The organism is Methylophilus sp. (assembly GCF_035460085.1).
Classification (GTDB): Bacteria; Pseudomonadota; Gammaproteobacteria; order Burkholderiales; family Methylophilaceae; genus Methylophilus.
Map to the genome: position 1 here is coordinate 1 of NZ_DATHWZ010000007.1, position 26,443 is coordinate 26,443.

Annotated in this window: 22 protein-coding genes and 2 tRNA genes; 7 read left to right on the forward strand and 17 right to left on the reverse strand. The window is 43.9% G+C overall.

Annotated elements, in window-relative coordinates; all coding sequences use genetic code 11:
* Nucleotides 1-293: 293 nt before the first annotated feature.
* Nucleotides 294-728, reverse strand: a complete 435-nt coding sequence (locus VK958_RS00775) for a GlcG/HbpS family heme-binding protein (RefSeq protein WP_325238350.1) — start codon at nt 726-728, stop codon at nt 294-296.
* A 526-nt stretch (nt 729-1,254) separates the two neighbouring features.
* On the opposite strand from VK958_RS00775, the gene VK958_RS00780 reads away from it, so the two are divergent.
* Both VK958_RS00780 and VK958_RS00785 read left to right on the forward strand, forming a co-directional pair.
* Nucleotides 1,255-1,443, forward strand: coding sequence for a helix-turn-helix transcriptional regulator (locus VK958_RS00780; RefSeq protein WP_325238351.1), 189 nt, complete (start codon nt 1,255-1,257; stop codon nt 1,441-1,443).
* Nucleotides 1,444-1,917 carry a hypothetical protein gene (locus tag VK958_RS00785; protein ID WP_325238352.1) on the forward strand — a complete coding sequence of 158 codons (474 nt, stop codon included), beginning with the start codon at nt 1,444-1,446 and terminating at the stop codon, nt 1,915-1,917.
* Nucleotides 1,918-2,295: 378 nt separating this feature from the next.
* Here VK958_RS00785 and VK958_RS00790 read toward each other — a convergent pair whose 3' ends face one another.
* A complete protein-coding gene (locus tag VK958_RS00790) occupies nt 2,296-3,591 on the reverse strand; it encodes a DUF2628 domain-containing protein (RefSeq protein WP_325238353.1) in 1,296 nt (431 codons plus the stop codon).
* Nucleotides 3,592-3,740: 149 nt separating this feature from the next.
* Between VK958_RS00790 and VK958_RS00795 the strand changes: the two genes are divergently transcribed.
* Complete coding sequence (locus tag VK958_RS00795; protein WP_325238354.1) at nt 3,741-4,037, forward strand: helix-turn-helix domain-containing protein; 297 nt, start codon at nt 3,741-3,743, stop codon at nt 4,035-4,037.
* Nucleotides 4,038-4,112: 75 nt separating this feature from the next.
* Here VK958_RS00795 and VK958_RS00800 read toward each other — a convergent pair whose 3' ends face one another.
* Complete coding sequence (locus VK958_RS00800) at nt 4,113-4,868, reverse strand: hypothetical protein (RefSeq protein WP_325238355.1); 756 nt, start codon at nt 4,866-4,868, stop codon at nt 4,113-4,115.
* Nucleotides 4,869-5,245: 377 nt separating this feature from the next.
* On the opposite strand from VK958_RS00800, the gene VK958_RS00805 reads away from it, so the two are divergent.
* From VK958_RS00805 to VK958_RS00815, 3 genes are read left to right on the forward strand one after another with little or no spacing between them, the layout of a single operon-like run.
* A complete protein-coding gene (locus tag VK958_RS00805) occupies nt 5,246-5,659 on the forward strand; it encodes a LexA family protein (protein ID WP_325238386.1) in 414 nt (137 codons plus the stop codon).
* Nucleotides 5,637-6,929: a Y-family DNA polymerase gene (locus VK958_RS00810; protein WP_325238356.1), complete on the forward strand. Its 1,293-nt coding sequence runs from the start codon at nt 5,637-5,639 to the stop codon at nt 6,927-6,929. Before VK958_RS00805 ends, VK958_RS00810 begins: the two co-directional genes overlap by 23 nt.
* A gap of 47 nt (nt 6,930-6,976) precedes the next feature.
* Entirely contained in the window at nt 6,977-7,951 is a 975-nt protein-coding gene (locus VK958_RS00815; protein ID WP_325238357.1) for a hypothetical protein, read from the forward strand.
* Between the two features lie 3 nt (nt 7,952-7,954).
* Here the strand turns inward: VK958_RS00815 and VK958_RS00820 are convergent, their stop codons facing one another.
* From VK958_RS00820 to ychF, 6 genes are all read right to left on the reverse strand, one after another.
* Nucleotides 7,955-8,539 carry a recombinase family protein gene (locus VK958_RS00820; RefSeq protein WP_325238358.1) on the reverse strand — a complete coding sequence of 195 codons (585 nt, stop codon included), beginning with the start codon at nt 8,537-8,539 and terminating at the stop codon, nt 7,955-7,957.
* 392 nt (nt 8,540-8,931) lie between these two features.
* Nucleotides 8,932-10,533, reverse strand: a complete 1,602-nt coding sequence (locus tag VK958_RS00825; protein ID WP_325238359.1) for an AAA family ATPase — start codon at nt 10,531-10,533, stop codon at nt 8,932-8,934.
* A gap of 24 nt (nt 10,534-10,557) precedes the next feature.
* The gene (locus VK958_RS00830; RefSeq protein WP_325238360.1) at nt 10,558-11,973 is read right to left on the reverse strand and encodes a DUF6538 domain-containing protein; all 1,416 of its coding nucleotides are present in this window, start codon (nt 11,971-11,973) and stop codon (nt 10,558-10,560) included.
* A 348-nt stretch (nt 11,974-12,321) separates the two neighbouring features.
* On the reverse strand, nt 12,322-14,013 hold the full coding sequence (locus tag VK958_RS00835; protein WP_325238361.1) for an ATP-dependent nuclease: 1,692 nt from the start codon (nt 14,011-14,013) through the stop codon (nt 12,322-12,324).
* A gap of 393 nt (nt 14,014-14,406) precedes the next feature.
* Nucleotides 14,407-14,483 (reverse strand) — tRNA-Met (locus tag VK958_RS00840).
* 81 nt (nt 14,484-14,564) lie between these two features.
* The gene (gene ychF / locus VK958_RS00845; RefSeq protein WP_325238362.1) at nt 14,565-15,650 is read right to left on the reverse strand and encodes a redox-regulated ATPase YchF; all 1,086 of its coding nucleotides are present in this window, start codon (nt 15,648-15,650) and stop codon (nt 14,565-14,567) included.
* Between the two features lie 213 nt (nt 15,651-15,863).
* Between ychF and VK958_RS00850 the strand changes: the two genes are divergently transcribed.
* A complete protein-coding gene (locus VK958_RS00850; protein WP_325238363.1) occupies nt 15,864-18,626 on the forward strand; it encodes a bifunctional diguanylate cyclase/phosphodiesterase in 2,763 nt (920 codons plus the stop codon).
* A gap of 33 nt (nt 18,627-18,659) precedes the next feature.
* On the opposite strand, the gene pth is transcribed toward VK958_RS00850, so the two are convergent.
* From pth to VK958_RS00890, 8 genes are all read right to left on the reverse strand, one after another.
* The gene (pth, locus tag VK958_RS00855; protein ID WP_325238364.1) at nt 18,660-19,232 is read right to left on the reverse strand and encodes an aminoacyl-tRNA hydrolase; all 573 of its coding nucleotides are present in this window, start codon (nt 19,230-19,232) and stop codon (nt 18,660-18,662) included.
* A gap of 160 nt (nt 19,233-19,392) precedes the next feature.
* On the reverse strand, nt 19,393-20,016 hold the full coding sequence (locus VK958_RS00860) for a 50S ribosomal protein L25/general stress protein Ctc (RefSeq protein ID WP_325238365.1): 624 nt from the start codon (nt 20,014-20,016) through the stop codon (nt 19,393-19,395).
* 188 nt (nt 20,017-20,204) lie between these two features.
* Nucleotides 20,205-21,140 (reverse strand): ribose-phosphate pyrophosphokinase, encoded by a 936-nt coding sequence (locus VK958_RS00865; RefSeq protein ID WP_325238366.1) that lies wholly within the window; start codon nt 21,138-21,140, stop codon nt 20,205-20,207.
* Nucleotides 21,141-21,264: 124 nt separating this feature from the next.
* Nucleotides 21,265-21,341: transfer RNA gene (locus tag VK958_RS00870), tRNA-Gln, on the reverse strand.
* Nucleotides 21,342-21,377: 36 nt separating this feature from the next.
* Entirely contained in the window at nt 21,378-22,253 is an 876-nt protein-coding gene (ispE, locus tag VK958_RS00875) for a 4-(cytidine 5'-diphospho)-2-C-methyl-D-erythritol kinase (protein WP_325238367.1), read from the reverse strand.
* A 79-nt stretch (nt 22,254-22,332) separates the two neighbouring features.
* Entirely contained in the window at nt 22,333-23,739 is a 1,407-nt protein-coding gene (locus tag VK958_RS00880; RefSeq protein WP_325238368.1) for a carbonic anhydrase, read from the reverse strand.
* A gap of 94 nt (nt 23,740-23,833) precedes the next feature.
* Nucleotides 23,834-24,466: a lipoprotein insertase outer membrane protein LolB gene (gene lolB, locus VK958_RS00885; protein ID WP_325238369.1), complete on the reverse strand. Its 633-nt coding sequence runs from the start codon at nt 24,464-24,466 to the stop codon at nt 23,834-23,836.
* Nucleotides 24,466-26,172, reverse strand: coding sequence for a tetratricopeptide repeat protein (locus VK958_RS00890; protein ID WP_325238370.1), 1,707 nt, complete (start codon nt 26,170-26,172; stop codon nt 24,466-24,468). Before VK958_RS00890 ends, lolB begins: the two co-directional genes overlap by 1 nt.
* Nucleotides 26,173-26,443 lie beyond the last annotated feature (271 nt).

A 26,443-nucleotide genomic window follows, 5' to 3' on the forward strand; every position in this document is an offset into this window, starting at 1 on the left:
GCAATCAATTGGGAGTAACGATCTCTTTGTTTGGTATCTTTAGGATGATTTTGTTCGCTATGGATATTTTCCAGATGCATGGAAAAATAGGCAATAAACTCTAATTCAAAACTGTTGGTGATTTCCATGCATGCACTTAACTTGAGATATTTCGCTTGTGATCAGGCGGTAGATATTCAGAACAGATTTTAATCTATATCTGGTATTACTGACGCTACTGTATTTAAATACAGTGCAGAATTCGGGGGATGAAGATGACCGAAAACTGACGTAATCGGTCATCATCGAACAGCTTATGTGCGCCAAGGGTGCTTAGGTACGTCACAAACACCAGCCACATTCACTCCGGCTTGTGCAACCAAGTGATCATTTTCTACCGTGTCTCCGCTGACGCCGATCGCACCGATCAATATCCCTTCTTCATCTACAATCGGTAGTCCACCAGGGAAAGTAATCAAGCCGTCATTGGAGTGTTCTATGCCATACAAAGGGGAGCCAGGAACAGAGAGTTTACCGATTTCGCCGGATGGCATGGCGAAGTAACAGGCGGTTTTCGCTTTTTTGATGGCAATATCGATACTGCCCACCCAGGCGTCATCCATTCTCGTGAAGCTTTTCAGGTTGCCGCCAGAATCCAGTACGGCGATACACATCTTCACGCCTATTTCTTTGGATTTCTCAACGGCTTTTTCAATGATTTCTTGTGCGACTTCAAAGCTTACGTGCATTTGTTTTCCTTTTTTATTTGAATGGAACAAATACGACTATGGCTGCGCGTTTAAATTCATTCAAACTTGTATTGGCTTGAAATAAGCTGGATGGTTAAGTACAACGCACAAATAAAAACGGCTCCCATTTCTGGAAGCCGTTCTTTGTATCTGGTGGTGAAAGAGGGATTCAGAGTCTAACCACCAAAAAATCTTTAACCTATTGATTTATATATTCTTTAATTCAAAGTGATGGTGTGAATTTTGTGAAAGTGTATCACCCATTAGTATAACCAAAATATAAGTATTCAAAACTAATATTTCTTACTATCTAATGCTATTTCCATTTGTTCAATCAGTATTTCTTCGCAAAGTAAGATCTGAAGTTATTTTTTTCGATAAATATATGGAAATCGAAAAATATTTTCAAAAAAAGCTCAAATTACTCTCGAAATAGCCCTTTTTTGCATTTCTAGATTTTTCATTTTCCTAAATACCTTATAGAACGGTGTAACACGCTCCGTCTAGTTATCTAAAGGAAAAGAAAATGAATAACTTAATAAAATTACCTGGTGTTAAATCAATGACAGGTTTATCCAAAAGCAGTATTTACACAATGATGAGGAAAGGTTTATTCCCAAAAAGTATTGTGATTGCTGATCGAGCTGTCGCATGGATTGAGGCAGAAATCCAGGAATGGATCGAAAACAAAGTGTCCTCAAGCCGGAGAGGTTAAATGAAGCGTTTTTATTTGAGAACGAGAATGGTCAGGGAGACAGCTCAGGAGTTATCAACTTACCATCACCGAGTATCGGTTACGCTAAATACATTTGGTAAAGATAAAATCAAACTAAGAAAATATGTCGAGAAGCTTATATGTTGGCTAAGACGTTATTGTTTTGGCATAAGTTTTATGAAAGACGAGTTAAGACTAAAAGCAATAGGAGCCACTGAGGTTGGGACTGTCAATCAAGGTTTGCACATGCATTTAGTGATTGGATATGAGAATAGCACCACTAGAAACAAACAAGACATACTGAATTTTATTAAGAGGAAATGGTATGCACTTCATAAGATGAATATCAAGTTTATGAAGTTAAAATTTCATAAATTGATGGATTTCCGCGAGATTTATGATTTGACCGGATCTTTGATGTACCTAACAAAAACTATTTACCACTCCCATCAATTTAACCTGCAATACTTTTAGGGCAATCCTAATACGAAGATAAACATACAACTATTGAATAAACCTAATCTGAGCCGTGCTCGATTTTGCAGTAGTTGAATGTTTATCAGTTTTACCATTTCATATACACGGTTTTTGAGAGGTGTAGTTTTAGTCTTGTCTGAAAGATATATAAATCAAAAATGACATTATCAGTTAGTAAATACTTAGAAAGTGAAGATAAGTATGAGTTAAGCTAAAAAAATATCTGTACCATTAAACTCTCTATACAAGTCGGCCTTTAGGCTATGTGGTTAGAAGGAAGGTCTATGCTGGTGAAAAATTAATATCAAAATTTTTTTTATAAAATTTTTTCATCTAAATCTTTACTGTTTTTAAAAAATCAAGAATTAATCCTTTTTACATCTCTAACTTGATGTAGTCATTGGTCTCCAAGTCCCACCTGAAAATATCTACACCATCAAGACTTATTAAAAATTCATTTAATGCCACTATGTGATCTTCATGGTCTTCAATAAAATTGATGGCATTATATTTTTTCCCCTTATATATTTCATACTCGTATTCTTCGTGTTTGGGATAAAACCTAGGGTGTACTTTACCTTCTGACACTTCAATGATCCGTTTAGAAGTTTCTCGAATTTCAGGTAATGCCTCAATAATCGAAACAGCTTGATCGTAAGTTATTATTACATCTGGTTTAGGTTCAGGAATGTAATAAGTGTTATTGGCATGCTCCTCATTCATTTCTTTTCTATCCGAACTTTCTTCACCTGGTGTTTCTTCACTTATTGCTATATTAGACTCTTCTGATTCAATCAAATTGACTGTAACTCCATCCGATAAAAGATGATCTCCGAGTAGATAAAAATTACCCCAAAAACCAATATAAGTACCATTAAATCCCAACGCTTTTGATGCATCTACTTTGCTGAAGGACTTGAATTTGTCAAACTTACCCTTATAGGACTTCATATCAGTTTTAATGCTGTACAAAACAAATAAAAAATAGTCCTTTTTGCGAACAGCGGGTTTTAAATTATTCAGGTTTCCGGAAGCGATAAAGTCCAAAATATCCCCAGCGAAAGCTATTGCAGCTATTGGATTATTTGGGTCTACTTGCGCAGCTATTTCTGATTGAATTCTATTTTCACTAAAGAGAAAACCTAGAAAGTCTTTATTATCTGGCTTTGTGGAAATTAGAGAAACTACTAATCCAAGTATCAATAAAATGAATCCAAATATCGCTCCTGAGGGAATGCCGATGGGATTACTCGCAAAATAAAGATCGTTACCATATCCTAGTTGCACAGTAGATTTTTCTTCATTCGTCTTAACAGAGCTGTTCATTGCAATAGCCAAAGCTTCTTGTTTAGACCCCGCCTGAACAACATTCAAGAACTCAAAACCTCGTTTGCGCAGATTGGATGTTCGCCAATCATTACCTTGAAAAGCGGGTATAACCCATAACGCAAATGAAATTGCAATTGCTGCGAGCAGAATGACAACATTTCCACTCTGTGTATTTGAAATATATATGTTTAATGCATAAAGACTTACCCATATTAAAACCACTAACCACAAACTTGAAAGAAGCATCCAAATCGGTCCGAAGAAAAATGCAGGCCAGCTAAATCCAACTTTTACGCATTCGAAACCGTAAAAGGGATGTTTAAATATTTGAAAGTTTTTCATAAGTTAAAATTATTCTGTTGCGACTGGTTTTAGAAATGAGTGAAAAAAGACTTTTTTAATCACATTGGCCCATCATAATTTCAATCCTAAGTTTAACTTAGTGTTGAGTCAACCAAAAACCCAGAATATCTTAGCTTTTGTGGATCAACATGTCTCCAATTGCAAAACGATTGAAGTCTGCGCGATTAGAAGCTGGGCTTTCGCAAGAGAAACTTGGTGTTTTGGCCGGGATTGATGAGTTGTCATCTAGCGCACGTATGAATCAATATGAAAAAGGCGTGCATACACCACCCATTGAATTGGTAAGGCGATTTGCTACTGTGTTAAATATTCCTACGGAGTATTTCTACACAGAGTGTGAAGATATGGCCAAAATTGTTGTTCTCGTCAGTAAGATGAATGTTCAGCAAAGGGCAGAAGTTATTGCGTATCTAGAGAAAATTTGAGGCAAGCCATAGTTTTTCTGAAAGCTACTTTTTGGAACGGCTCAATTCTACAGCCTCCCTAATTTACTGAAATTTTTACTGAGTAGCTGAAGAGTTTCCCGAATTTAATTCATTGAGCTTGTCTTGAACAGATTTTTGCAATTTAGCCAACTCCGCTTGCTTCTGTTCAAAAAGCTTTTTCTCATCTTCCAAATCCTTACTTAGAGCATCGTTTTTTTTCTTTTGATCTTCAATGATCGCCTTGTCATTACTTAAAGCCGTTATAACCGCACTGTCCGTTTTATTCGCAGCAACTGAACATTTGTATGCGATACCTATGGCAATTCCGACTTTATCGTTATGCGATAGCTGACTTGTAATCGCACTGTTAAAACTACTAACACCATTGCGTCCTTCATCAGCGACAGCAATCTGTTTACTTAAGTTAAATGAAGATGAAAAATTTTCTTCAAAAGAGGTTTGCATTCCATTTGCCGCTCCCGAAAAACTTGCAAATGCAGTGCTTGCGCCACCAGTTGTAATGGGAGCTAACACAGCTCCTGAAACCGCACCTAAAATTCCAATACCGAATTTTGTACCTTTAGCCATGGTGCCACCATTTTCATAGTAATTATGAACTAGTCTACAAAACTCCATTGCTTTTACATATGCATTAAGTGCTTCTAATTCTGAACACGCAAGAGTTGTTTCAGAGTTTGGACAGGCACCTTTAATACCATCACCTTTCCAAGGCCAAGTTGGGCTTTCAGTGTCTGTAAGACGTTGAAATGTTGAACAACCACTCAAGGTGAAACTCAAACCCACTGCAAATATCATCAGTTTTGATGCCATCATAGTCCCCTTATTTTAAACAGCGTTAATGAATTTCCTTTCTCATAAACTAATTTAAAAGTGGGGCGTTATGAATAACACCCCACTCTGTATTACTCCCATATACTTTTATCTATCGTGTAAACTAAGTCGATTGTTGTAAATACACTATACCCCTATTTCTGAGTGTGGGTATTTTAAATATGCTTAAGGTGTTTACATATAAAACTTTCAATTTAGAAGAATCAGCTCAAGAAAAAAATAATTTAAGTTTATTTGTAAACATTCTAGAAATCCTCATCCAATATCTATACCATATTGATTGTTTGTAACAGAAAATCAATGGTATGCTGCCAGACCTCCAACGCCAAGCTGTAGCAATCTTCAAAGCGCATCCAATGCCACCTGTCCAGGAGCATCCGGTATACAGTGAGAAGGTGTCGTGTGGTCACTCCGGCTTTGCTTCACCGGCTCAAGGCTATGAGCAAAAGCAGTTAGACCTTAATCAACATTTAATCACCAATCCTCCCGCTACTTACTTCTTCATGGTTACGGGGAACTCTATGAATAGAGCTAGAGTTTTCGATGAGACCATGGTGATTGTAGACACCTCCAAGACGCCCAGGTCATCCGATATTGTAGTGGCTGCTGTGGACGGTGAATGGATGGTTAAGAGGCTGTATAAGTGGGGCGGTATGGTGAAGCTATTGCCTGACTCAGACGACCCAACATACAAACCTATATTATTCTCTGAGGGGCAAGAGCTGCGAGTGTTTGGAGTTGTCACCTATGTCATTGCCAAGCCGCTATGATCGCGTCTTTGGTCACATTGATGGGCACAGCTTCTATGCGAACTGTGAGCGAATCTACAGGCCAGACTTAGCGGGAAAGCCGGTTGTTGTACTGTCTAACAATGATGGCTGTGTGATTGCTCAAAGCAGGGAGGCTAAGGCTGTCCTTGAGCTGTATATGTGTCGCCCGTGGTTTGAGGTCAAGGAAGAAGCTGAGAAGCATGGAGTGGTCGCCTTCTCCTCAAACTATGAACTCTATGCAGACGCTAGCAATCGCTTCATGCAGACCCTTAGAGAGTTTGCACCACGTATTGAAGTCTATTCGATTGATGAGTCATTCATAGACATGACCGGCTACAAGGGCAACCTAACCGCACATGGTAGAGAAATGAGGGACACAGTAGAGCAGTGGGCAAGGATTCCTTGTGGTGTCGGTTATGGTCGCACCAAGACACTCGCTAAGCTTGCCAATCATTGCGCTAAGAAGATGCCTCGATTCAATGAAGTGTGTGACCTGGTAACGATGCCAGAAGCTGAGCTAAACAGCATCATGGAATCACTAAAACTGTCCGATGTATGGGGCATAGGCAAACGCCTTGAGAAGCGGATGAATGCGCGGGGAATACATAATGTCCTCAAGCTGAAGAATGCAGACCCTAAGCGCATCCGTGATGAGTTCGGTGTAGTGGTCGAACGTACAGTAAAAGAGCTAAACGGTGAGGCACACCATGAACTCAATGAAGAGATGCCAGACGCTAAGCAGGTCATGAGTTCCCGTTCATTCGGGAAAAGAGTTAGTACCCTGAAAGAACTTAAAGAGGCCATAAGCTTTCACGCTAGCACTGCTACAGCTCGAATGAGAGAGAAGGGCTTATACGCAAATGCCGTGATGGTCTTCATTCAGAATAGCCCCTTTGATGAGGCTGAATATTATGGTGCTAGTCGCGTGGTCGGCTTACCTGCGCCGATAGACAACACATTGCAGATTAATAATGTCGCTCTAGAGATTCTAAAAGTACTCTTTAAGAAAGATATTTATTATCAGAAGTGCGGGGTGATGCTGACTGAGCTAGTCCCTGCCACCGGCAAGCAATCAGACATGTTTGGGTTTGTTGAAGGTGATGCTAAGGCAGACGCTTTGATGTCCGTTATGGACTCAATCAATAGCAAGTATTCCAGGGGAACAATTAAGCTAGCCTCTGAGGGTGTGCATAAGGCATGGTCTATGAAGCGGGAGCTTAAGAGTCCTAACTTTGCGAGCTGGGAGGAGTTGCCTCAGGTGAGGGCTTAAGGTTTGGATATAATATAAATTGTGACTGAAGCAAGAAGGGACCAGCAATGACCAGCACTGACGTAAAAGACGAAGAGGGTAAGCCAACGGATAAGCCGATTGAGCATGAATGTGGGTTGATACTTCAAAAAGTAAAAGTAACTGCACAATTGCCTCAGAACATTTTAGAGAACGTTGAATTACGGGCAGCCGCTGACTCGGAAATTGAAATTATTAAGCAAATATTGAATGGCAATAGTCGAACAGGTAATGTGGAGTATTACTTTGAGAATGAGCATGTAAAAGATGAGAAAAATTTCTATGAACCGAGACGGTTAACTCGTAATGAGTGGAGATACTATGTTTTAGAAGAGAAGGGCTTTGGAGATACATTGCGATTGATCGACCTTCTGTCAAACATTTCCGATACACCGCTGGATTGTTCTAAACTGCGAACTGTTGAAGGTGGTATTACATATTCTCCTGCAAGACTGGCTAATTTAATGGATATTTCACACCCTTCAATGCCTGTTTATGAGATTTCTGAAGGAGCTATTAGCCAAATAAAAGAGCTTTGTGATACATATTACAGGATAGAAAATGCGAAATTAAAAAGTGAAATTTTGCGTGGCCTAACCCTATTCGACGATTTAGGCAGTCTGCCTACTCACTCACATTTTATTGTTATCGGGTTGTTCGCTATATTTGAATTATTATTAACGCATCAGCCTGAACTGAAAGACAGCTCTGATTCAATTTCGCATCAGTTACGAAAAAAAATGAACTTGATGTCAAATAGATTTGATTCTGATATAGATTATAAAAGGTTCTTTGGCGGGGTTGACCATACCTCTCTTTGGAATGCCCTCTATAAGTATAGAAGTCTCGTTGCTCATGGTAGTGCGACAGACTTCAACAGCAAGGATTTAAAAGTCCTCAAAAATGCACAAAATGCTAATGATTTCCTTACCAACGTTTTAAGGTTACTTTTCCGTCAATGTTTAAAAGAGCCTCAGCTTGCAGCAGATCTGAAGCTGTGCTGACCATCAAGCCATCTTTAAGTATTGATAGAGTGTTTCCCTAGATAATCCGTACTCCCGCGCCAGAGCAGCTCGGTTCTTCTGACCGTTAGCTTTATCCTTAGCCAGCAACTCAGTCACCTGGACATCACTTAATGCCTTCTTACGTCCCGCATAGACACCCTTAGTCTTAGCTATAGCAATCCCTTCGCGTTGTCTCTCCTTAATCAATGACCTTTCAAACTCAGCAAAGGCACCCATCACAGACAGCATGAGTTTAGACATAGGTGAGTCTTCCCCTGTGAAGGTCATGCTCTCCTTAACGAACTGGACAGCCACGCCTCTATCAGTCAGCCCTTTAACAATCGCTCTTAGGTCGTCAAGGTTACGCGCTAGCCTGTCCATTGAATGCACTATGAGGGTGTCACCCTTACGACAATGTTTTAGCGCCTCCTGTAGTTGTGGCCTGGCTGTATCTTTACCACTTGCCTGATCGGTGTATATAACATCTAGGTTATAGCTTTGGAGTTGTTCATCCTGTCTGCTGGTGCTTTGGTCTAGTGTTGATACACGGATATAGCCGACAAGCTGGCCTGTGTGTTTAATGGTCATGAAAGGTCTCTCCCAAAGTAAATGTGTCAGGATGAAGTCTATGACCTTCTTGCTAATGTGTCAACTAATTTGAATTTCGATTCTAATCTGACACAATCCAGAACATGGTCTGACGTCAGGCTGAGGTGTACCTTAAGTTGACATTTTAAAACGAATCAAGCATCTCATTCTAATAAATGTAATTTCGGGATTTTGTCGGATATACGAATTCTCGAGATACAGTAAACCCTGCAACCTCTCGTAGGTGGTGTCACCTAAATGGATGTCTAGTTTAATGTGCTTGAGTACTTTCCAACATGTGATACAGAACTGTTAGATTCGAACACTTTCTTCAGGATAAAACTGAAGTAGTGATAAATGGCATTGCGTTTAAAAATCGAGGTCTATAAATTCTAGTTCAAATATTGTGTAGCTGGATTTAGTAATGTACGGATTGCATCTAATGACGCCGGAGATTCAATAAGCATTTTTCTGACTGCATCTTCATAAATTTCTCTAGTTGCGCAAAATGATCTTTTAGCTATTTCCTCCAAGGCTTGAGTTTCTCGTAAAGGATATCGACTTATAAGCATCTCAATATTATTAGTCTGGAGATACGATTCAATCAATCCCAGTTCTTCATGATATATTGCGCCAGTTGAAAAATTAACCTCTACGCTTTTCTTTTGAATCGCTCGCCAGTCAGGGCACGCCATTTGTGCTGTTTCCTTGACTTTCCTTTCAACTAATCTTGCTGCAAGACGTGACTTATGCTGGTTCACAACTCTAATAATGGTGGCTTCAATATCATTGATTATCGTAGACATATTAAATTTATGGATACTAGACATACGTTTTAGAACTTCTTCATATACTTTTGGATGATAGTATAAAGATTCAATAGAGTATTGTTTAAGAGTAAAAATACCAACTTTTTCCAACTCTACGCATTGTTCGGCAGTTCTATTGTCTTTATCGATGATTCCATAAGCAGTTAACCAAGTTTCATTATGTGCTGCTTTAATGCCCGCTACGACTCGTTCCACGGCATTGCAACTGCCTAAAGCTTTGATACTTATATTTGGGAATAATATTTGAAATATTTGGTTATCTAGGCTCGAATTCAAACCTTCAATAAATAATAATTTTCTTCTTGACCCAAGTATTGTGGTTGCTAACCCTTCGTCAATTTCCTCTACGTTATTAACGTAATCTATTAACCAACTTTTTGGACTATGAGAATATTCCCTTACCAAAAGTGCGTTTGCTTTAGTTTGGTCGCATGGTAAAGAAACATCATGTGTTGATACTACAAATGCACAATCTTGCCTGAAAGAAAGTAGAGTGCTAATTAGTGGGGAGACTATGGAGCGATGGAGGTGGCGCTCGGGTTCATCCAACAATATCAGTGTATTTTCAGGACAAGTTAGTACCGTTGCGATAATGATTAGCGCATTTCGTTCGCCATCCGATAGTTCTGGAATGCTATAAGGCTTAATACCATTCTTAACTACAATTAATTTGCTTTGAACTTCACCAATATGAATTTCAAAATTCATATTTGACATTCGAAGTATTTGATTCATTCGAGCAAGAGGAGACAGTTTTGTAACGATTTGTCGAGCTTCTCTATAGTGTCCAGCTCTAAACGCCTCAGCTATTTTTCTTGCATCAATATTTTCGGCATCAATTAAATCATAAAGGGTAGCATGGGACTTCTCATTTCCCTGTTCATCTTTATATCTGGAATACTCTTGCCTATCCATCTGAGCAAAAGACGTTTCCATCCGAGCTCTTCCTGCAGCAGTAAGTTCGGGTGAGTCGGAGTTAAACCATATTTGCCTGTGCGCTGTAATACGTTTAACTTTCCCAGCATTTTGCAACCCAAAATGATGCATCAAAGTTGATTTACCGGTCCCATTTGAACCTAGTAAAAATAGGAGACTACCCGTTTCTATTGTTAAAGCCACGGCTCCATTTGTCTTATGCATATAGGATAAATTGAATTCGGTCATTTTTTTGCTTCCTCAACTGCTACATCATTTCAGTTTAACTACAGATTCCAAAATCTCTACTAACGGATTTAATCCTTTCTCAATTCCATCACGAGATAGGAGTGTGGAATTGTTTTTAATTTTACCGTACCGTTCCTGCTCACCAACTCCAGCACTTCTGCCTGCTAGCGCTTCACTGATTTCACTTAAAACGCCTGCATCTTGCATTAATTTGGCGACTGTATGGCGCATTGAGTGGAAGTATGTTTTTCTCCCTCGTTTCAAGAGACCATCTTTATCCAGTTGGATTAACTCACGGCCTCCCCACTTCGTGGCGTATTGACTCCATTTATAGATATTATCTTTGGGGACTATGCGCGGTGCCCATCCCTTTTCAAATGGCCTGGTTGCATGTCTTTTCTTTTGAAGGTGGAGATAATCAATGAATCCACACTTTATTAATGCACTGTGTATGGGGACTCGCCTGTGACTAGTGAGTTTTTTGAGGGACTTCCTGATAATACCGTCCCTATCTGGTTTTTCATCGAATTGAAAATACCAAATATTTTCACTTCTATCATGTACTAAATCGGTTTCAAGGTTAACCTGGCAAATTTCTTCTATCCGACACCCCATGAATGCAACCGCAATCGTTGACCACCATTTGTAAGGTTCTTTACGGCTATACTGGAAGGCATTCTTAAAAATTGCATGCATATCATCTAAGCTAAATTCTTCACGATCCTCATATTCAGGAGTTGTTCTTTTGGGTATAAGAGTCTTTGAATTTAGTTGCGATAAACCATTTCTGGCGCGATGCCAGTTAATGAATGTAACAATTATTTGAATATATAGACCTTGAGTGGTCTCATTGCTAATTTTATTCTTCACATGTTCTGAGAAGTGAACAATGCTAAGCTGATCTATCGCCAACACATCAAAACCATCTCCAAAGAAAGCTTTTGCAAATTCAAGTTTGCTTTTATAGGTAACTCGGGTAGTGGGTTTTAAATTGGCCTTTTGGAAATACTCATCAACCGAGTTTTGAAAGCTTTTCGGAGTGCTTTGTTTAGGAGCTGAAAGCGATACATTTTCACTTTGTGCACCGTTATCAGCATTAAATAATGTTCCAAGTAAAGCTTGTACTTCTTGTGTCTCATGCGGTTGAGCATCAATCGTAACGCTTGTTGGTTGCTTCTGAGCGTTAATATCAATCTTAAAAATATAAGATGCTAAAGGACTGTTATTTGTCTTTTTATTCATTGCTCTTATTTCTTCAAATATATTATCTGTCTGGCTGGCTAGTTTACGAGCAAGCATAACAGCGATTTTCTTATTTGTAGTATTGAGGGATTTCAATAATAAATTATTATTAAATTTATGGCGTATATCAATTGGTATGCAACGCCGGAAGTAGTAAATGGACTTGTGGCGAGATCTAGTAAGAAAGTTTCTAGACATGATGTGTAGCACCCTTGTGTAGCACCACCATCAAATTACAGGCAAAAAATAAGCCATTGATTTATTAAATCAATGGCTTATCTAAAATTTTGGTGGTGAAAGAGGGACTTGAACCCTCGACCCCAGGATTATGAATCCTGAAAAATGAAAGTAAGTTAGTACATATTTTTTAAAGAAAAATCCAGTAAACACGGGGCTTGCCGCGCGATTCGTGACCGGATGATAGTAGGTGGAAAAAGGTCGAAACCGGACGAAAATCTAACAAAATTAGCACAGTTTTAGCACAGTCATTTAAGCACTTAAATTTTCTAATTATTAGTTAAACGGCCCGCTCTCATTTATTAAAAGTTACTTGTAAAACTTTTTCACGAACTTTACAGCATCTTCAAGCTCCTCGTTTGTGTTGATGTCTTTTTTGAGCACCTCAGTAACCCATGCTGTACCATGATTCCCCACCGTTCTGCAAAAACCTTCAAGCTCACCTACAGGTACAACAAATAATCCAGCATTAGCGAGTGAAGCCTCTAATCTTTTATAGGCTTGCATTGCATCACCTGATGGAATGAATGTGAATCCAGTTTTTTTAGCAATCGACCACGGAGAAGATTGTTTTAGAATTTCTTTAATTTTGTCTGCATCATTTTTTGGGAAACTCTTGCCTTTGATTTGTTTTAAAACATTCTCAATCTCTAACTTAACCTCATCTGCATCTAAATCTGATTTTTTACTTTTGACAGAGTTAAATACGGTTGTCCAATCTGTCTCAATTTCTCCCCAATCTAAGCCTAGGCTATCAGTGATTTTTTTAAGAACATCTTTGTCGTTCAAAACATCAAAATCTGCAATACATGCGATTGGAACATCAAGTTGTTTGAGAGCATTGATTGCAACGGGTAGTCTATGTTTCCCTCCGACATGAGTGAAGTGTAAGTCAGGCGCGATTTCACCTTCTGCCTCATGAGTAGCAGTTAATATTGCAGAGTAAAATCGGCAATCAGTATCACTCTCACAAATAACAACTTTTGAATGAAACAATCCATTCAATATGTTTGAGTGCCGTAAAAGCGGGTCTTTCCAGATTTTGTGAATATCTTTCTCGGAAATGACACTCACAGGGTTCCGATTGTCTTCTCTGCGAATTCGTATAATTTTTAAATTACTAGCCCGAGCATCTAAAAGCCCTTTTAAGAAATCTTCACTATGGGTGGAAATGAATAGTTGCTTCTCATCGGGAAGGTCTTTAGCCAGCATTTTTCCTAATAATCTAGCCTGCGGAGGATGTAGAAAAGCTTCAGGTTCATCAATTAATAAAGTTGGTTGAGTTGAAGTAAAGGCATTTAGCAGTACGCCCACGAAACTCTTCATCCCATCTCCTTGCTTCTCCAATCTTTCAAGGTTTGATATTAACTGTTGATATTCAAAGCTTAACCGGTCTTGACCAGACTGAGGTTTTGGTCTTTTTCCAATGACCAAACCAACTGTTGCTCCCATGCCTCTGTCAACAATTAAATCCGTTCCAAAAGCTCTGTAAAAGTAATCACTGAATTTTAATTCTAATAAGTCATTTTTTTGTAATTGATGTATAGGAAAGCTTGGAGCATTTTGTGCAAAATTAATAGCTTGGATTGGGTCTACGGAAGTTAGTCGCTCTTTTGTATCAATTGTTTTTATAAAATGGTTTCGTAACTCCTGTAAACCTTTTTCATTGGCTTTTCCCCAATAAAGATTAACAAATACACTGTTAACAGAGTATCCCATCCCTTGGAAATTAGTATTGCTGCTTTCGTCATTCTTTCTAAATAATTTTAGTTCGAACTCTTTAAAAAGCTCTTCCGAAGTTCCATGTGTTTCAAACCGAACTTTATTAATTATTTTTTGTGGGTTTAAACTGTGCAAATACTCATATAAGTTTCGTAGTGAAGCACTTTTTCCCGCATTGTTAGGACCCACGAAGACTACAATTTCATTTTCAGAAATATCTACAAATGACCCATCATTGAAATTTAATCCGGTGATTAAAAAGTTTATTTTGTTTGCCATATAGATTTGCCTTGGTTTTTTATTTTATTTGTCAGCATAAATGTAGAGTATCTCTACTTCAAATATTTATTAGTAAATAAATTGCACTTAGCACTTCGAAGATTAGCTGATACCGGCTATTACCGGATATATTTTTAGCACAGTTTTTAGCACAGACATACGGACTAATTAGCACACTCTAATGTAACTGTTTGATTTTAATGATTTTGAAAGTTTATTTAGCCTCGCGACACACGGATTTGGTATCCTTTTGCAGAAATTATTGTCCGGAATTGACCGATTTTGGCCAAAAAAAAGCCCCTCATCGAGGGGCTTTTTAGAAGAATTTAGCACAGTTTTAGCGCATGACACATGGACTAAATTAGCACAGTTGAGCTAAGTTCTTGATTTATATGGTGGTGAAAGAGGGACTTGAACCCTCGACCCCAGGATTATGAATCCTGTGCTCTAACCAGCTGAGCTACATCACCATTTGAAAGACCGCGATTATAGCAGTTGTGTCTAGGGACGACAACAATCGTTTATAGTGTTTTCGCAGTCTTTTAAGTCAATTAAACATTGAAGCGGAAGTGCATGACATCGCCGTCTTGCACGATGTATTCTTTACCTTCCAAACGCATTTTGCCGGCTTCTTGTGAGCCTTTTTCGCCTTTGAATTGCACATAGTCTTTATAGGCGATCACTTCTGCACGGATAAAGCCGCGTTCAAAGTCGGTGTGGATGACGCCAGCAGCTTGTGGCGCGGTAGCACCTTTTTTCACGGTCCAGGCGCGTACTTCCTGCACGCCGGCGGTGAAGTAGGTTTGCAGGCCCAGCAAATCATACGCGGCGCGGATGACGCGGTTGAGGCCTGGTTCATCCTGGCCGAGTTCTTCCAGGAACAGCAGTTTGTCTTCTTCGTCCAGTTCGGAGATCTCACCTTCGATTTTGGCGCAGATAGTCACTACGGGTGCTTTCTCGGTTTTTGCCAGGGCTAATACTTTGTCCAGGTGCGGATTATTTTCAAACCCACCTTCAATGACGTTGGTGATGTACATCACCGGTTTGACGGTGATCAGGCACAGCGGCTTGAGCAGGTTGAGTTCATCGGCATCCAGATTCAAGGTGCGCACTGCTTTGGCTTCGTTAAGGCAGGGCAGAACTTTGTCTAATACTTTTATAAGTGCGATGGCGTCTTTGTCGCCACTTTTGGCTTTTTTGCCTTCGCGCTGCATGGTTTTTTCTACGGTTTCCATATCCGCCAGTGCCAGCTCGGTATTGATGACTTCAATATCCGCCAGCGGATCGATTTTGCCAGCCACGTGAATCACGTTGCCATCTTCAAAACAGCGTACGACGTGGGCAATGGCATCAGTCTCGCGGATATTGGCCAGGAATTTGTTACCCAGGCCTTCGCCTTTAGAGGCGCCTGCTACCAGGCCGGCGATATCCACAAACTCAACAATCGCAGGCTGCACTTTTTGTGGCTTAACCAGGTCGATCAACGGTTGCAGGCGGTTGTCAGGCACTTCAACAATGCCAACGTTGGGTTCGATGGTACAGAAAGGGTAGTTTTCTGCGGCGATACCGGCTTTGGTGATCGCATTGAACAGGGTGGATTTGCCTACGTTTGGCAGGCCGACAATACCGCATTTCATAATGGAGTAACTTTCAGTGTGAGCTGCCGCGCAGGATTTTGCGGCTGGCATTGAATAAAAGTGATATTTTACCGTTAGTAAAGAAATACAACAAAAGTATCTTGCAATCGCTTGCTTTTACGAGGGCAGGCGGGCAGGATGATGACAATATACATTGCATGACAGAGGGGGCATAATCATCCTGTCGTGCATCTTCCTGGATAAGGATGAGAAATGTTTCTTTTCGAAATGGCACCGTTGCGACAACTCCTAATGTCGCGCTGGATCGCCGGGGTGATATTTTCAGGAGCGATGCTGACCACGTTTTTGTTGTGGATCAGTGAGCGCCATCACGCGGAAGCATTGCAGGCGATCCAGTTCAAACAATCTGTAGACTCGGCTGCCGAAGAAATTCACCAGAGGCTGGATGCTTACCGTCACATCCTCAAAGGTGTGGAACAGCTCTACACTTCCTCTGAGCATGTCTCGGCCGATGAATTCAAGCTTTATGTCGATGATTTTACCGAACGTCCTGGCGACGCCAGTTTAAGTGCGATCGGTTTTATCAAATACATACATCTGCAACAACCTCAAACATTCAGAGACTTGGATGTGCCTCTAGATAAGCTTTTGCAATTGGGTGGGCAAGCATTCAAAGGCGAAGAATTGGCGCCTATCCTGTATGTCGAACCACGCAATGACACGAATCGTGAAGTATTACTGAAAAATACCTTTGGCGATGCAGATATTCGGTCTGATTTGCTGTTGGCGGGGGATGACGGGCGGCTGGTGATGTCTGCGCATTCGATGGTGGACGACCTGCTGCCATTGCAAAAACACTATGTGCTACATGCGCCGGTGTATCGCGGAAAGTTGCTGGATATCCCCTCGCATGACCGCAGGCGCATGCTGAATGGCTGGGTATTTTTACGCTTTGATGTGGCAGCCTTGCTACGTGAAGCGCTTAGCCCGATTGAGCAGCGGCATGTGCACTTTGATGTGTTCGGTAGCGTGGCAGGCAAGGGCCAAAAACCTTTGTATCACAGCGATGCCGAATCACAACTGCATACGTTGATGGCGATTTATAGCGTTTCACATGTGTTGGATATCAATGGCCAGGAATGGAATCTGCGCGCACGTTCTACACCCGGGTTTGAAAAAAACATTGATTATAGCCAGGCCAACCGGATTGGGGTGTTGGGTATTTTCTTGAGTATGTTGCTGGGCGGCATTGCCTATTTTGCCGTGATGCGCAGCCAGACCCAGCAGGCACTGGAAAAATTCAACCAGGAATTCAACACCAGCGAGCAGCGCTGGATGCTGGCGCTGGAAAGTACCGGCGATGGCTTGTGGGATTGGTACGTGCCTGAATCTCGCATTGTGTATTCTGATCGCTGGAAAGGTATGCTGGGTTTTCTACCGCATGAGTTTGATCACCAGCCCGGTAGCTGGCATAAGCGCATCCATGAAGATGATTACCCGGCGGCGATGGCCATGCTGCAACAGGTGCTGGATGGCGAGCGTGACCATTACGCGATGGAATACCGCATGGCCTGCAAGGATGGTAGCTGGAAGTGGATATATGACCGCGGCATGGTGTTCAAGCGCGATGACGAGGGCAAGTCACTGCGCGTGCTCGGCACTTTGGCAGACATCAGCAAAATCAAGCAATCGGAAGAGGCGGTCTGGCAATATGCCAATGTGGATACGCTGACCGGTTTGCCCAACCGGCGCATGTTTTTTGACCGCCTGGACCAGCAACTGCGGCTGGTGAAACATAATAGCCACAAAGTAGCGATTATCTTTCTCGACCTGGATCGCTTTAAAGAAGTGAATGATTCACAAGGGCATGACCAGGGCGACCTGTTGCTGAAACAGGCAGGCCAGCGCTTGACGCAGTGCATAGATGAAAACGGCCTGGTAGCGCGGCTTGGCGGCGATGAGTTTGTACTGATGCTCACCGATGCGCATGCTGCTTATGTGGAGGATATTGCACAGAAGGTCATTGATAGCCTTTCTACGCGGTTTAAGCTGGAAAATACCCATGCTTATGTCGCGGCCAGCCTGGGGATTGCAATCTTTCCGGATGATGCCAGCAACAAGGAAGACCTGATGAAAAGGGTGGACCAGGCCATGTATGCATCCAAGCAAAAGGGTGGTAACTGCTTTACCTACTTTACGCCACGCATGCAGGAACATGCCGAGAATCGCATGCTGCTGTCGCATGATCTGCATATGGCGATAAACGGCCAGCAGTTTTTCCTCGAATACCAGCCGGTGGTCAATCTGCAAACCAGTGCCGTGCTGAAAGCGGAAGCGCTGATACGCTGGCAACATCCGGTAAAAGGCGTCATCCCGCCGATGGAGTTTATCAGCATTGCCGAAGATACCTTACTCATTGTGCCGATAGGCGAGTGGGTATTTAAAACCGCGATTGAGCAATGCCGGGCATGGCGAGAAACGATCAATCCCGATTTTCAGGTGGCGATCAACAAATCACCGGTGCAGTTTGCTGCCGAGTATAGAAGGCAACAGGATTGGTTGAAACATATATTAAACGGCAATAATGAACGCAATATGGTTGTGGTGGAAATTACCGAGCGCTTGTTGCTGGATGCCAACTCACAAGTGAGTGAACGCCTGGCGCTGTATCAGCAGGCAGGGGTGCAGGTGGCGCTGGATGATTTTGGCACCGGCTATTCTTCATTGTCATACCTGAAAAAATTCCCGATTGATTACGTCAAGATAGACCGTTCTTTTGTACGCGAGCTGGAGACTTCCACTGAAGATGAAGCCCTGTGCCGCGCTATTATCATGATGGCGCATAGCCTGGGCATGCAGGTGATTGCGGAAGGCATTGAAAGCCAGCGCCAGCTGGAAATATTACGGGATATGGGTTGTGACCACGGCCAGGGGTATTACTTCTCAAAACCATTGCAGCCTGATGACTTTGTGACGTGGTTGCACCAGTGGCAACAGCATCTGGTGGCACAGTAGCCATTTTGAACCTAATATTGTTTGTGCGCTGTGCTATTTGCTATGCAGTTGCAGCATAGCCTTTTCAAACTGGCCTTGTGCCAGCAAGTCAGTCACCGTAGTGGCTTTGATGATGCTGTCATCAATGGCCTGTTGCTCATCTTTACCGGCCGCTTTCAGTACAAAATTGACAACCTCGGCTTTGTTGCCAGGGTGGCCTATCCCTATGCGCAGGCGCCAATACTCAGGCGTATCCAATGCCGCATGGATATCACGCAGACCATTGTGGCCACCGTGTCCGCCGCCAAATTTAAGCTTGGCCTGTCCTGGCGCTAAATCCAGTTCATCATGTACCACCAGGATCTCTGCTGGCTGTATCTTGTAGTAATTGGCGAGCGCGGCGACGGATTTGCCGCTGGCATTCATAAAAGTGGCAGGTTTCAGTAGCCATTTGTCCGCATGTGGCGACCATTTTCCTGCGATGCCAAACAGTTTGGACTCGGCAGATAAACGGCTGCCAGATTGCTGAGCTAGTAAATCCACCAGCCAGAAGCCTGCGTTATGCCGGGTCATGGCGTACTTTTCGCCAGGATTACCCAACCCTACAATTAATTTAATCCCGCTCATCACCTGTTCTTTTGACTATAAAATGCGCAGCTATAAAAAAAATATACTGCTATCAATAAACCGCCCTAATAAAAAAGCGTTAAAAAATTAAAGATATAAAAAAACGCGCACAAAACTGTGCGCGTTTATTTTAGCGTTAAATCGCCGGACTAGCCGATGATTATTCAGCCGCTGCTGCTGGAGGTGCTTCTTCAGCAGCTACTTCTTCTTCACCACCGCGTGGTTTCAGGAGCGTTGCAATTGCGGCGTCATCACCATGTGCCAGTTGTACGAACTCAACGCCTTTAGGCAGTTTGACTTCGGACAAGTGTACTGAATGGCCTGTTTCCAGGTTGCCCAGGTCGATCTCAATAAACTCTGGCAGGTCTTTTGCCAGGCAGCTGATATCAGCTTCAGTCTGGATGTGTGAGATATTACCGCCACCGAGTTTTACACCAGGGGCTACATCTTCATTGATGAAGTGGAAAGGCACTTTCACGTGGATTTTTTCTGAAGCAGACACACGTTGGAAGTCGATGTGCTGAATGGTATTGCGCACCGGGTGCAGTTGGTAGTCACGCAGTAACACGCTTTCTGTTTTGCCATCCAGAACCAGGCTCAGGATAGAAGCGTGAAACGCTTCGTGGCGGAATTGCAGAAACAGTTCTTTATGATCAAACTCGAGGGAGACAGCAGGCTTCTCACCACCATATACGACACCCGGCACATTGCCAGCGCGACGTAGACGGCGGCTCGCACCCGTACCTTTAACGTCACGTTTGACGGCTTTAATTTCGATACTCATTTGGAAAACTCCTAAAAACACCATAAATGGTGGTACTGCACTAAAATCCACCTGCCGCGACCAGCTGGTGGTGAAAAACTAATTCTTATTTATCGCTATACTTCTCATCCTTTATACCAGTTGAAACTGATATAAAGGCTATTTAATTCAATGGACTCGGTCCAACGCTAGGTTTTAATTTATGGATTTCAGTCCATAAATAGCGAAGAAACCGATTCTTCCTGGCTGATACGCTTAATGGTTTCTGCCAGCAGGGTAGCCGCACTCAGTTGGCGGATCTTGCGGCAGGCAAGTGCATTGGCGTTCAGTGCAATGGTGTTGGTCACTACCAGTTCATCCAGCTCGGAATTCAGTATGCGCTCACCAGCACCGCCTGATAGTACCGGGTGGGTAGCATAAGCCACTACTTTTACGGCCCCCTGGTTTTTCAACGCTGCTGCTGCTTCACACAGGGTATTCGCCGTATCCACCATGTCATCCATGATAACGCAGGTGCGACCCTCAACTTCACCAATAATATTCATGACCTTGGCAACGTTGGCTTTCGGGCGACGTTTGTCGATAATCGCCAGGTCAGCATTCAATTGCTTGGCTGCCGCGCGTGCCCGCACTACACCCCCTACGTCCGGTGACACTACTACCAGGTTTTCATAACCTTGCAAGGCCAGGTCGTCCAGCAAAATCGGCGTTGCATAAATATTATCGACCGGAATATCAAAGAAGCCCTGAATCTGGTCAGAGTGCAAATCCATGGTCAATAACCGGTTTACACCGACACTGGTCAGCATATTGGCTACCACTTTGGCCGTAATCGCTACGCGGGCAGAGCGCGGGCGCCTATCCTGGCGAGAATAGCCCAGGTAGGGAATCGCTGCGGTAATGCGGCCAGCGGATGAGCGACGCAATGCATCCACCATGACCATGACTTCCATCAGGCTGTCATTGGTCGGGTAGCTGGTGGATTGCAGCACGAATACATCACGGCCGCGTACGTTTTCCAGCAGCTCCAGCATGATTTCGCCATCTGAAAACCGGCCAACATCAGCGCGCCCTAATTCAATGCCCAAGTGCGTGGCAACTTCTTGTGCCAATACCGGATTGGCATTGCCGGTAAAAACCATCATGTTGGCGTTACTCAACGTTGTACCCTTTTCAGCGAAAACGATGTCTTAAAACCCGAATTCTGCCAGAGGCAGAATTCTACAAAAAAATAAGCGTGTAAATTGTTAAATCTACACGCTTTATATTTGGCTGAGGAGGAAGGATTCGAACCTTCGCATGCCGGAATCAAAATCCGGTGCCTTAACCAGCTTGGCGACTCCCCAAAAACTTGTCTTACTATCACTTTCACTGTCTGCGATTTAATCTTTCGCCGAGCTGAAAAGCGGATGGTATTTTAACCCTTTTGCCCAAAAACCAGAAGTGTTTTCTGGCCTGTTTGCAATCAATTCATCTGCTTTTTCTACACTGTCTACCGCAACAAATACTGAAGCGCCGGAGCCACTCATACGCGCATCGCCGTATTGTTTTAACCACGCCAACGTACTGTTAACTTCAGGGTAGAGTGCGCAAACGACTGCTTCCATATCATTCCTGGCTTGCTGCCAGAAAGCGCCGGAATTTGCGCCGTTTGAAAAGTCCGCTATTCTCAATGGTTTTGAATCTCTTGTCAATGCTTGATGCGCAAATATTTGCGCCGTTGGAACCTGAATTTGAGGGGTCATCACCACATAGTATTTTTCCAGCATTTCGGCCGGTAACGCCACGGCAGAAAGCTGTTCGCCAACGCCTTCGGCCCAAGCTGTTTGCCCGAAAATAAACATCGGTACATCGGCGCCCAAGGTTAAGCCAATCTGCATCAACTGCTGGCGTGAGTAATCCAGCTGCCATAATTGGTTAAGGGCAAGCAGGGTAGTCGCCGCATCCGAACTGCCGCCACCAAGGCCTCCGCCCATTGGGATGCGTTTGGAGCAATGGATATCCGCCCCTAATCGACAACCGCTGGCTGTTTGCAAAGCGCGGGCAGCACGGATGGTCAGGTCTTTTTCCGGTGGCACGCCTGCGAGCGGGTTTTGGAGCACGATTTGGCCGTCATCCCTGTTGCTGATGCGCAAGTCATCGCCATGGTCTAACAGAAGGAAAATGCTTTGCAGGGTATGGTAACCATCTGCACGGCGACCGGTGATATGTAAAAACAGGTTGAGCTTGCACGGGGCGAAATATAACGAGGAATCCATGCGCTTATTGTAAAGCATGCGCCTCAAATAAAGGCACATGCATATTATTCTGCACCGAGGCTTACTTCAAAATCCTGCCTTATTCCAGGATCATGCGGCCCTGGCTGTCCTGGATAGGGCGCAAGTTAGGTTCGCCAATCGCCTGTTGCAAGCTGGTCAGTTGTGCCTTGGATATTTTCAAGGCCTCTTTCATGATGATCCATTGCACACCTTCAGTACAAGGCGGGGCTGTCAACGAGCCAGTGTAACGGTAGTAAGCTGGTTTGGTCGGCATCAACTCTGCCGGCGTTACCCGGATCGCCAGTGATTTGCTTTGGCCTTTTTCTTTAGGAATGCTGCTGATCAACGTTTCCAGTGTGCTATTCGCAGTGCCTTCTTCCAACATCACGGCAATAATGACGCGATGTCCGGCTTTATCCTCATGTACCATTTGCAATTCTGCCGCATAAGACTTTTCTTTAATCTGGTGCTCGGATGGCGCATGCACGCTGATATATTTCAACTGGTAAGGCTTCTGGTCCAGCACCATCATATTACCGCTACCCGCGTCCAGAACCAGGCTGTGGTCTTTTAGGGCAATATTCTTCAGCGGAAACTTCTGCAAACGTTTAATCGGCTTAAGCGCTGCGGTTATTGTGCTGCCTACATTAATGGGAGACTGCTGGCTGCCCGCGTTACATACCGCAAAATCAGGGTTTAAACTGCCCCATTTATCAGGGCCGCGCGTGCCACTATAGGCCCAGGACTTATCTTCTTTATCGTGTTTGTCTTCTTTGCCTTGCTTGGGGGTTTTATTTTTGTCTTTTTCTGCTTCTTTGGTTTGTTCTGTTGCAGGAGCTTGCTCAGCCTTTTTTGAAGTCTCTTTAGCGGGAACAGTTTCTGCAGCCGGTTTAGTTGGATTGGTTTTTTCGACAGGGGCAGCTTCTGCAGCCGGTGTTGCAGGCTCAGCAACACTATTCGGCGATGCAGGTTTATCCTTCTCGTTAGCTATAGCCGGGATGATAGGGTTAGCCGCGCGCTTGGCGACGGCTTCGGCACGCTGTTTTTCCTTGGCTTGCCATTTGCATGCATATTGCTGCGTGATTTCGACTTCGGAATCCGGCAGAGGCTCAATAAAATCGGCCTGCTTGATAGTCGTGCCCGCGGAATAAACCAGTTCGTCCTGGTCGTATTGAAAAACCTGGATGGTCGCCGCTTTACGCTTGGCGCAATCAAAATACCATAAGGCTTTGGCATGATTGTATACGCGGTCCACTGATTCCACATTTTTTTGCGGTTGGCGGTAATCCACTTTTACCCAGGCTTTGATATAGGGCTTTTCTTCTACCAGCGATTGCTTGTCAACCATCAACTGGTTAGCATCTGTTTTCTTGATCGACAGCCATTGTGCCGCCTGGCAATCCATAGGCGGCAAACAGGCGAGGATCAGCAGGCTGGAGGCTAGCCAAAAGCGATAGTAAGTGATTGAAAACAGATAACGGCTCATAGTGCCATTATCGACAGCTGGGGATGAATCTTTAGTTAAAAAGGCAGGCTTTTACAGCAGGTTGTTATGTGCGGCTGTTTTCAACGCAGATCTATTACCAATGTTGAATCACCAGTTTTAGCCGCACATCCTGCTGTTGCAAGCGGGTGGTGTATGGCAGCGACGCTGTGATGCCCTTGATTGAAGCTGTCTGGTAATCATCATATTCTATGCGCCAGTCATCTTGGGTTAAGGTAGCGGGTTCGCCGCCAGGAAGGTAACTGGCCTGGTATGGGCTGGCAGGATGCGGAATGCCTAATATCCACTGACTTAAACCTGCGAGCGGCAATCTCCAGCCGAGCAAGCGCTCTGTCAAACTGGCAACATCGCTAGCCTGATGCTGTTTGCCCGCTTGGTCGGTGAGGGTAACCGAATCGGCAGTGCGATGTATCAACGCGACTTGCTGGCCTAAGGGGCTAAAAATCCGCATATGATCTTCCTGACCATCATGTTGCCAGTCCAACCTCGCGGTATAGCCTTTGCCGTTGTATTGCACAGCCAGTTTGGCCTCTAAAGAAAACTGTTTTACTGCAGCTAATGTTTGCAAGCGTTGCTGCGAAGATGCGCTGGCAGTCTGGCTTAGTGGCGGTTTCGGCACAGTGTTGCAAGCTGCCAGGGTGATTGCCAAAAAACAGCTTGCAAAGATTCTGCCCCAGGCCAGGGGCTTACACAGGTTTAAAGTCAGCATTACAGCGGAGATTTAAGTTTTTGTGCGGTGGATGCCAGCACCTCATTGTCAGGGTTGGCAGATAGCGCCTGATCCAGGATCTGCTTGGCCTCGTCACGCTGGCCTTGTTTCCATAAAACCTCCGCAAGGTGGGCAGCGATTTCAGGGTCTTGCTGGATAGCGTAAGCGCGGCGTAATTGCTCAGCGGCATTGCCCATATCACCCAGTCTGTAATATACCCAGCCCAGGCTGTCCATGATGTAATGATCCTCCGGAGACAGCTTGGTTGCTGTTTCAATCAGCGCCTTGGCCTCGATCAGTTTGATATTGCGATCGGCATATGAGTAGCCGAGTGCGTTATAGGCAGCCGCGAAATCAGGCTTCATTTTGATGACTTTACCCAAGGTTTCTTCCATCACCTTGAAGTTACCCACGCGCTCTGCATTCAACGCATAGTCATACAAAAGCTCGGGGCTTTCCGGATATTTTTGCACTGCTTTTTCCAGCAGCGCATAGGCTTCGTCTGTGCGCTTGGCCTGGTTCAGCAGCAGAGCCTGGTTCTGCACAACCAGCGTTTGCTGTTCAGGCGTGAGGCCACTGACATTATCGAGCATGGCAATGGCGGCATCGATGCCGTCGCGACGGGCAATAATCGCCGCTGCTGCCAATCTTCCGGCCAGGAACTGTTCACCATCGGTAATTTTGTCAAACCATTGTAGCGCTCGGCTATCGTCATGCTGCTCAGCGGCAGACCGACCAAGATTAAAATATACCCTGTTCGGTTCTTTAAAGCCTACTTGCAGGGCGTGCTGCAAATAACGGTCAGCAAATTCATATTCTTTGGCATCCAGCGCCAGTAAACCGACAATGACGTTCATTTCCGGATTGTTCTGGTGTCTTTCCACCAGTTTTGTGAATTCTATCTTGGCGTCAGTAGGGTTTTTCTGTACCAATAGCGTGCGGGCCAGGGCCAGCCTGATCTGGTCTGCTTCGGGGTGGGATTGCAAGAATTCGCGGTAGTAGGCGATACCTTTTTGCGGATCTTTCTCGATGAGCATCTGGCCGCGGATTTGCGCCGGAGCTTCCCAGCCTGGACGCAATTTTGAGGCTTCCTTCAACTCCTTTTCCATCAAAGGTTCATTGCGCGCAAAGTAAGCCGCCTGTGAGATGGCAAAATGCGCTTCAGGCAATTTAGGATAAGGTTTAGCCAGCAACTGGATAGTTTCCAGAACACTATTTTTGTCTGTGACCCGCATCATCAGGCTATTCAATTCCATAAAGGCATTCGGGCGAATGCGTTCATCCGCCAGTACTTTCTGGATATTGGGCACCGCTTTTTTCAGTTCTCCGTTCGCAATCAGCAGCTGGCTGGCAGCTTGAGCGGCAGGGATGGAATCCGGCACCAATTCAGACCATAGCTCTGCCGACGGTAGTGCCAGTTGTGGCGCGCGCGCAATAGTCGCGGCCTGGGTGGCTCGTTCTGCGAGTAACGGGTCGCGGGTCTGTTTCGCTAGATCAAGGAACAGCTGGCTGGCCAGGACAAACTCACCGCGCTGTGCGGCCACTTCCCCCAACAGGTATTTGTACACAAATTCGGCAGTAGGTGTCGTCATCGTGGCAGACGTGCTGGCAGACCAGACAGGAGGAGCCATTAACGCAAGCCACAGCGCCAGCGCCGGACGGCGCAATAAGGTTGGTTTAAGCGAGGAGCGGCGGGTTTGAGGCATACTTGATTCCTGTTTAATAAGTCTTGTAATGGAAGTTGCAGTGAGGGTCATGAAGCGAGCAAAGTGATTGCTCAATTTTAGTTTAGTCCGTGACAGTTGCTGCAAGTTCATCCATAATGTGCGATTTGTAACTGAATTGTAATTGGTGTTAATTACCAGCCTTCAGGCACTGGTAAAACGTGATGTAGACACTATAACTTTTTGGTGAAAACTTTGTCTAGGAATTTGCTTGCCGGTGGGGCGTCCTGCCCGAAAAAAGCAAGCTCCTGTG

Bases quoted from the DNA above. Each gene is read 5' to 3' on its own strand.
- VK958_RS00775 (WP_325238350.1), bottom strand. From the start codon at position 728: ATGCACGTAAGCTTTGAAGTCGCACAAGAAATCATTGAAAAAGCCGTT.
- VK958_RS00780 (WP_325238351.1), top strand. From the start codon at position 1,255: ATGAATAACTTAATAAAATTACCTGGTGTTAAATCAATGACAGGTTTA.
- VK958_RS00785 (WP_325238352.1), top strand. From the start codon at position 1,444: ATGAAGCGTTTTTATTTGAGAACGAGAATGGTCAGGGAGACAGCTCAG.
- VK958_RS00790 (WP_325238353.1), bottom strand. From the start codon at position 3,591: ATGAAAAACTTTCAAATATTTAAACATCCCTTTTACGGTTTCGAATGC.
- VK958_RS00795 (WP_325238354.1), top strand. From the start codon at position 3,741: ATGTCTCCAATTGCAAAACGATTGAAGTCTGCGCGATTAGAAGCTGGG.
- VK958_RS00800 (WP_325238355.1), bottom strand. From the start codon at position 4,868: ATGGCATCAAAACTGATGATATTTGCAGTGGGTTTGAGTTTCACCTTG.
- VK958_RS00805 (WP_325238386.1), top strand. From the start codon at position 5,246: ATGCCACCTGTCCAGGAGCATCCGGTATACAGTGAGAAGGTGTCGTGT.
- VK958_RS00810 (WP_325238356.1), top strand. From the start codon at position 5,637: ATGTCATTGCCAAGCCGCTATGATCGCGTCTTTGGTCACATTGATGGG.
- VK958_RS00815 (WP_325238357.1), top strand. From the start codon at position 6,977: ATGACCAGCACTGACGTAAAAGACGAAGAGGGTAAGCCAACGGATAAG.
- VK958_RS00820 (WP_325238358.1), bottom strand. From the start codon at position 8,539: ATGACCATTAAACACACAGGCCAGCTTGTCGGCTATATCCGTGTATCA.
- VK958_RS00825 (WP_325238359.1), bottom strand. From the start codon at position 10,533: ATGACCGAATTCAATTTATCCTATATGCATAAGACAAATGGAGCCGTG.
- VK958_RS00830 (WP_325238360.1), bottom strand. From the start codon at position 11,973: ATGTCTAGAAACTTTCTTACTAGATCTCGCCACAAGTCCATTTACTAC.
- VK958_RS00835 (WP_325238361.1), bottom strand. From the start codon at position 14,013: ATGGCAAACAAAATAAACTTTTTAATCACCGGATTAAATTTCAATGAT.
- ychF (WP_325238362.1), bottom strand. From the start codon at position 15,650: ATGAAATGCGGTATTGTCGGCCTGCCAAACGTAGGCAAATCCACCCTG.
- VK958_RS00850 (WP_325238363.1), top strand. From the start codon at position 15,864: ATGTTTCTTTTCGAAATGGCACCGTTGCGACAACTCCTAATGTCGCGC.
- pth (WP_325238364.1), bottom strand. From the start codon at position 19,232: ATGAGCGGGATTAAATTAATTGTAGGGTTGGGTAATCCTGGCGAAAAG.
- VK958_RS00860 (WP_325238365.1), bottom strand. From the start codon at position 20,016: ATGAGTATCGAAATTAAAGCCGTCAAACGTGACGTTAAAGGTACGGGT.
- VK958_RS00865 (WP_325238366.1), bottom strand. From the start codon at position 21,140: ATGATGGTTTTTACCGGCAATGCCAATCCGGTATTGGCACAAGAAGTT.
- ispE (WP_325238367.1), bottom strand. From the start codon at position 22,253: ATGGATTCCTCGTTATATTTCGCCCCGTGCAAGCTCAACCTGTTTTTA.
- VK958_RS00880 (WP_325238368.1), bottom strand. From the start codon at position 23,739: ATGAGCCGTTATCTGTTTTCAATCACTTACTATCGCTTTTGGCTAGCC.
- lolB (WP_325238369.1), bottom strand. From the start codon at position 24,466: ATGCTGACTTTAAACCTGTGTAAGCCCCTGGCCTGGGGCAGAATCTTT.
- VK958_RS00890 (WP_325238370.1), bottom strand. From the start codon at position 26,172: ATGCCTCAAACCCGCCGCTCCTCGCTTAAACCAACCTTATTGCGCCGT.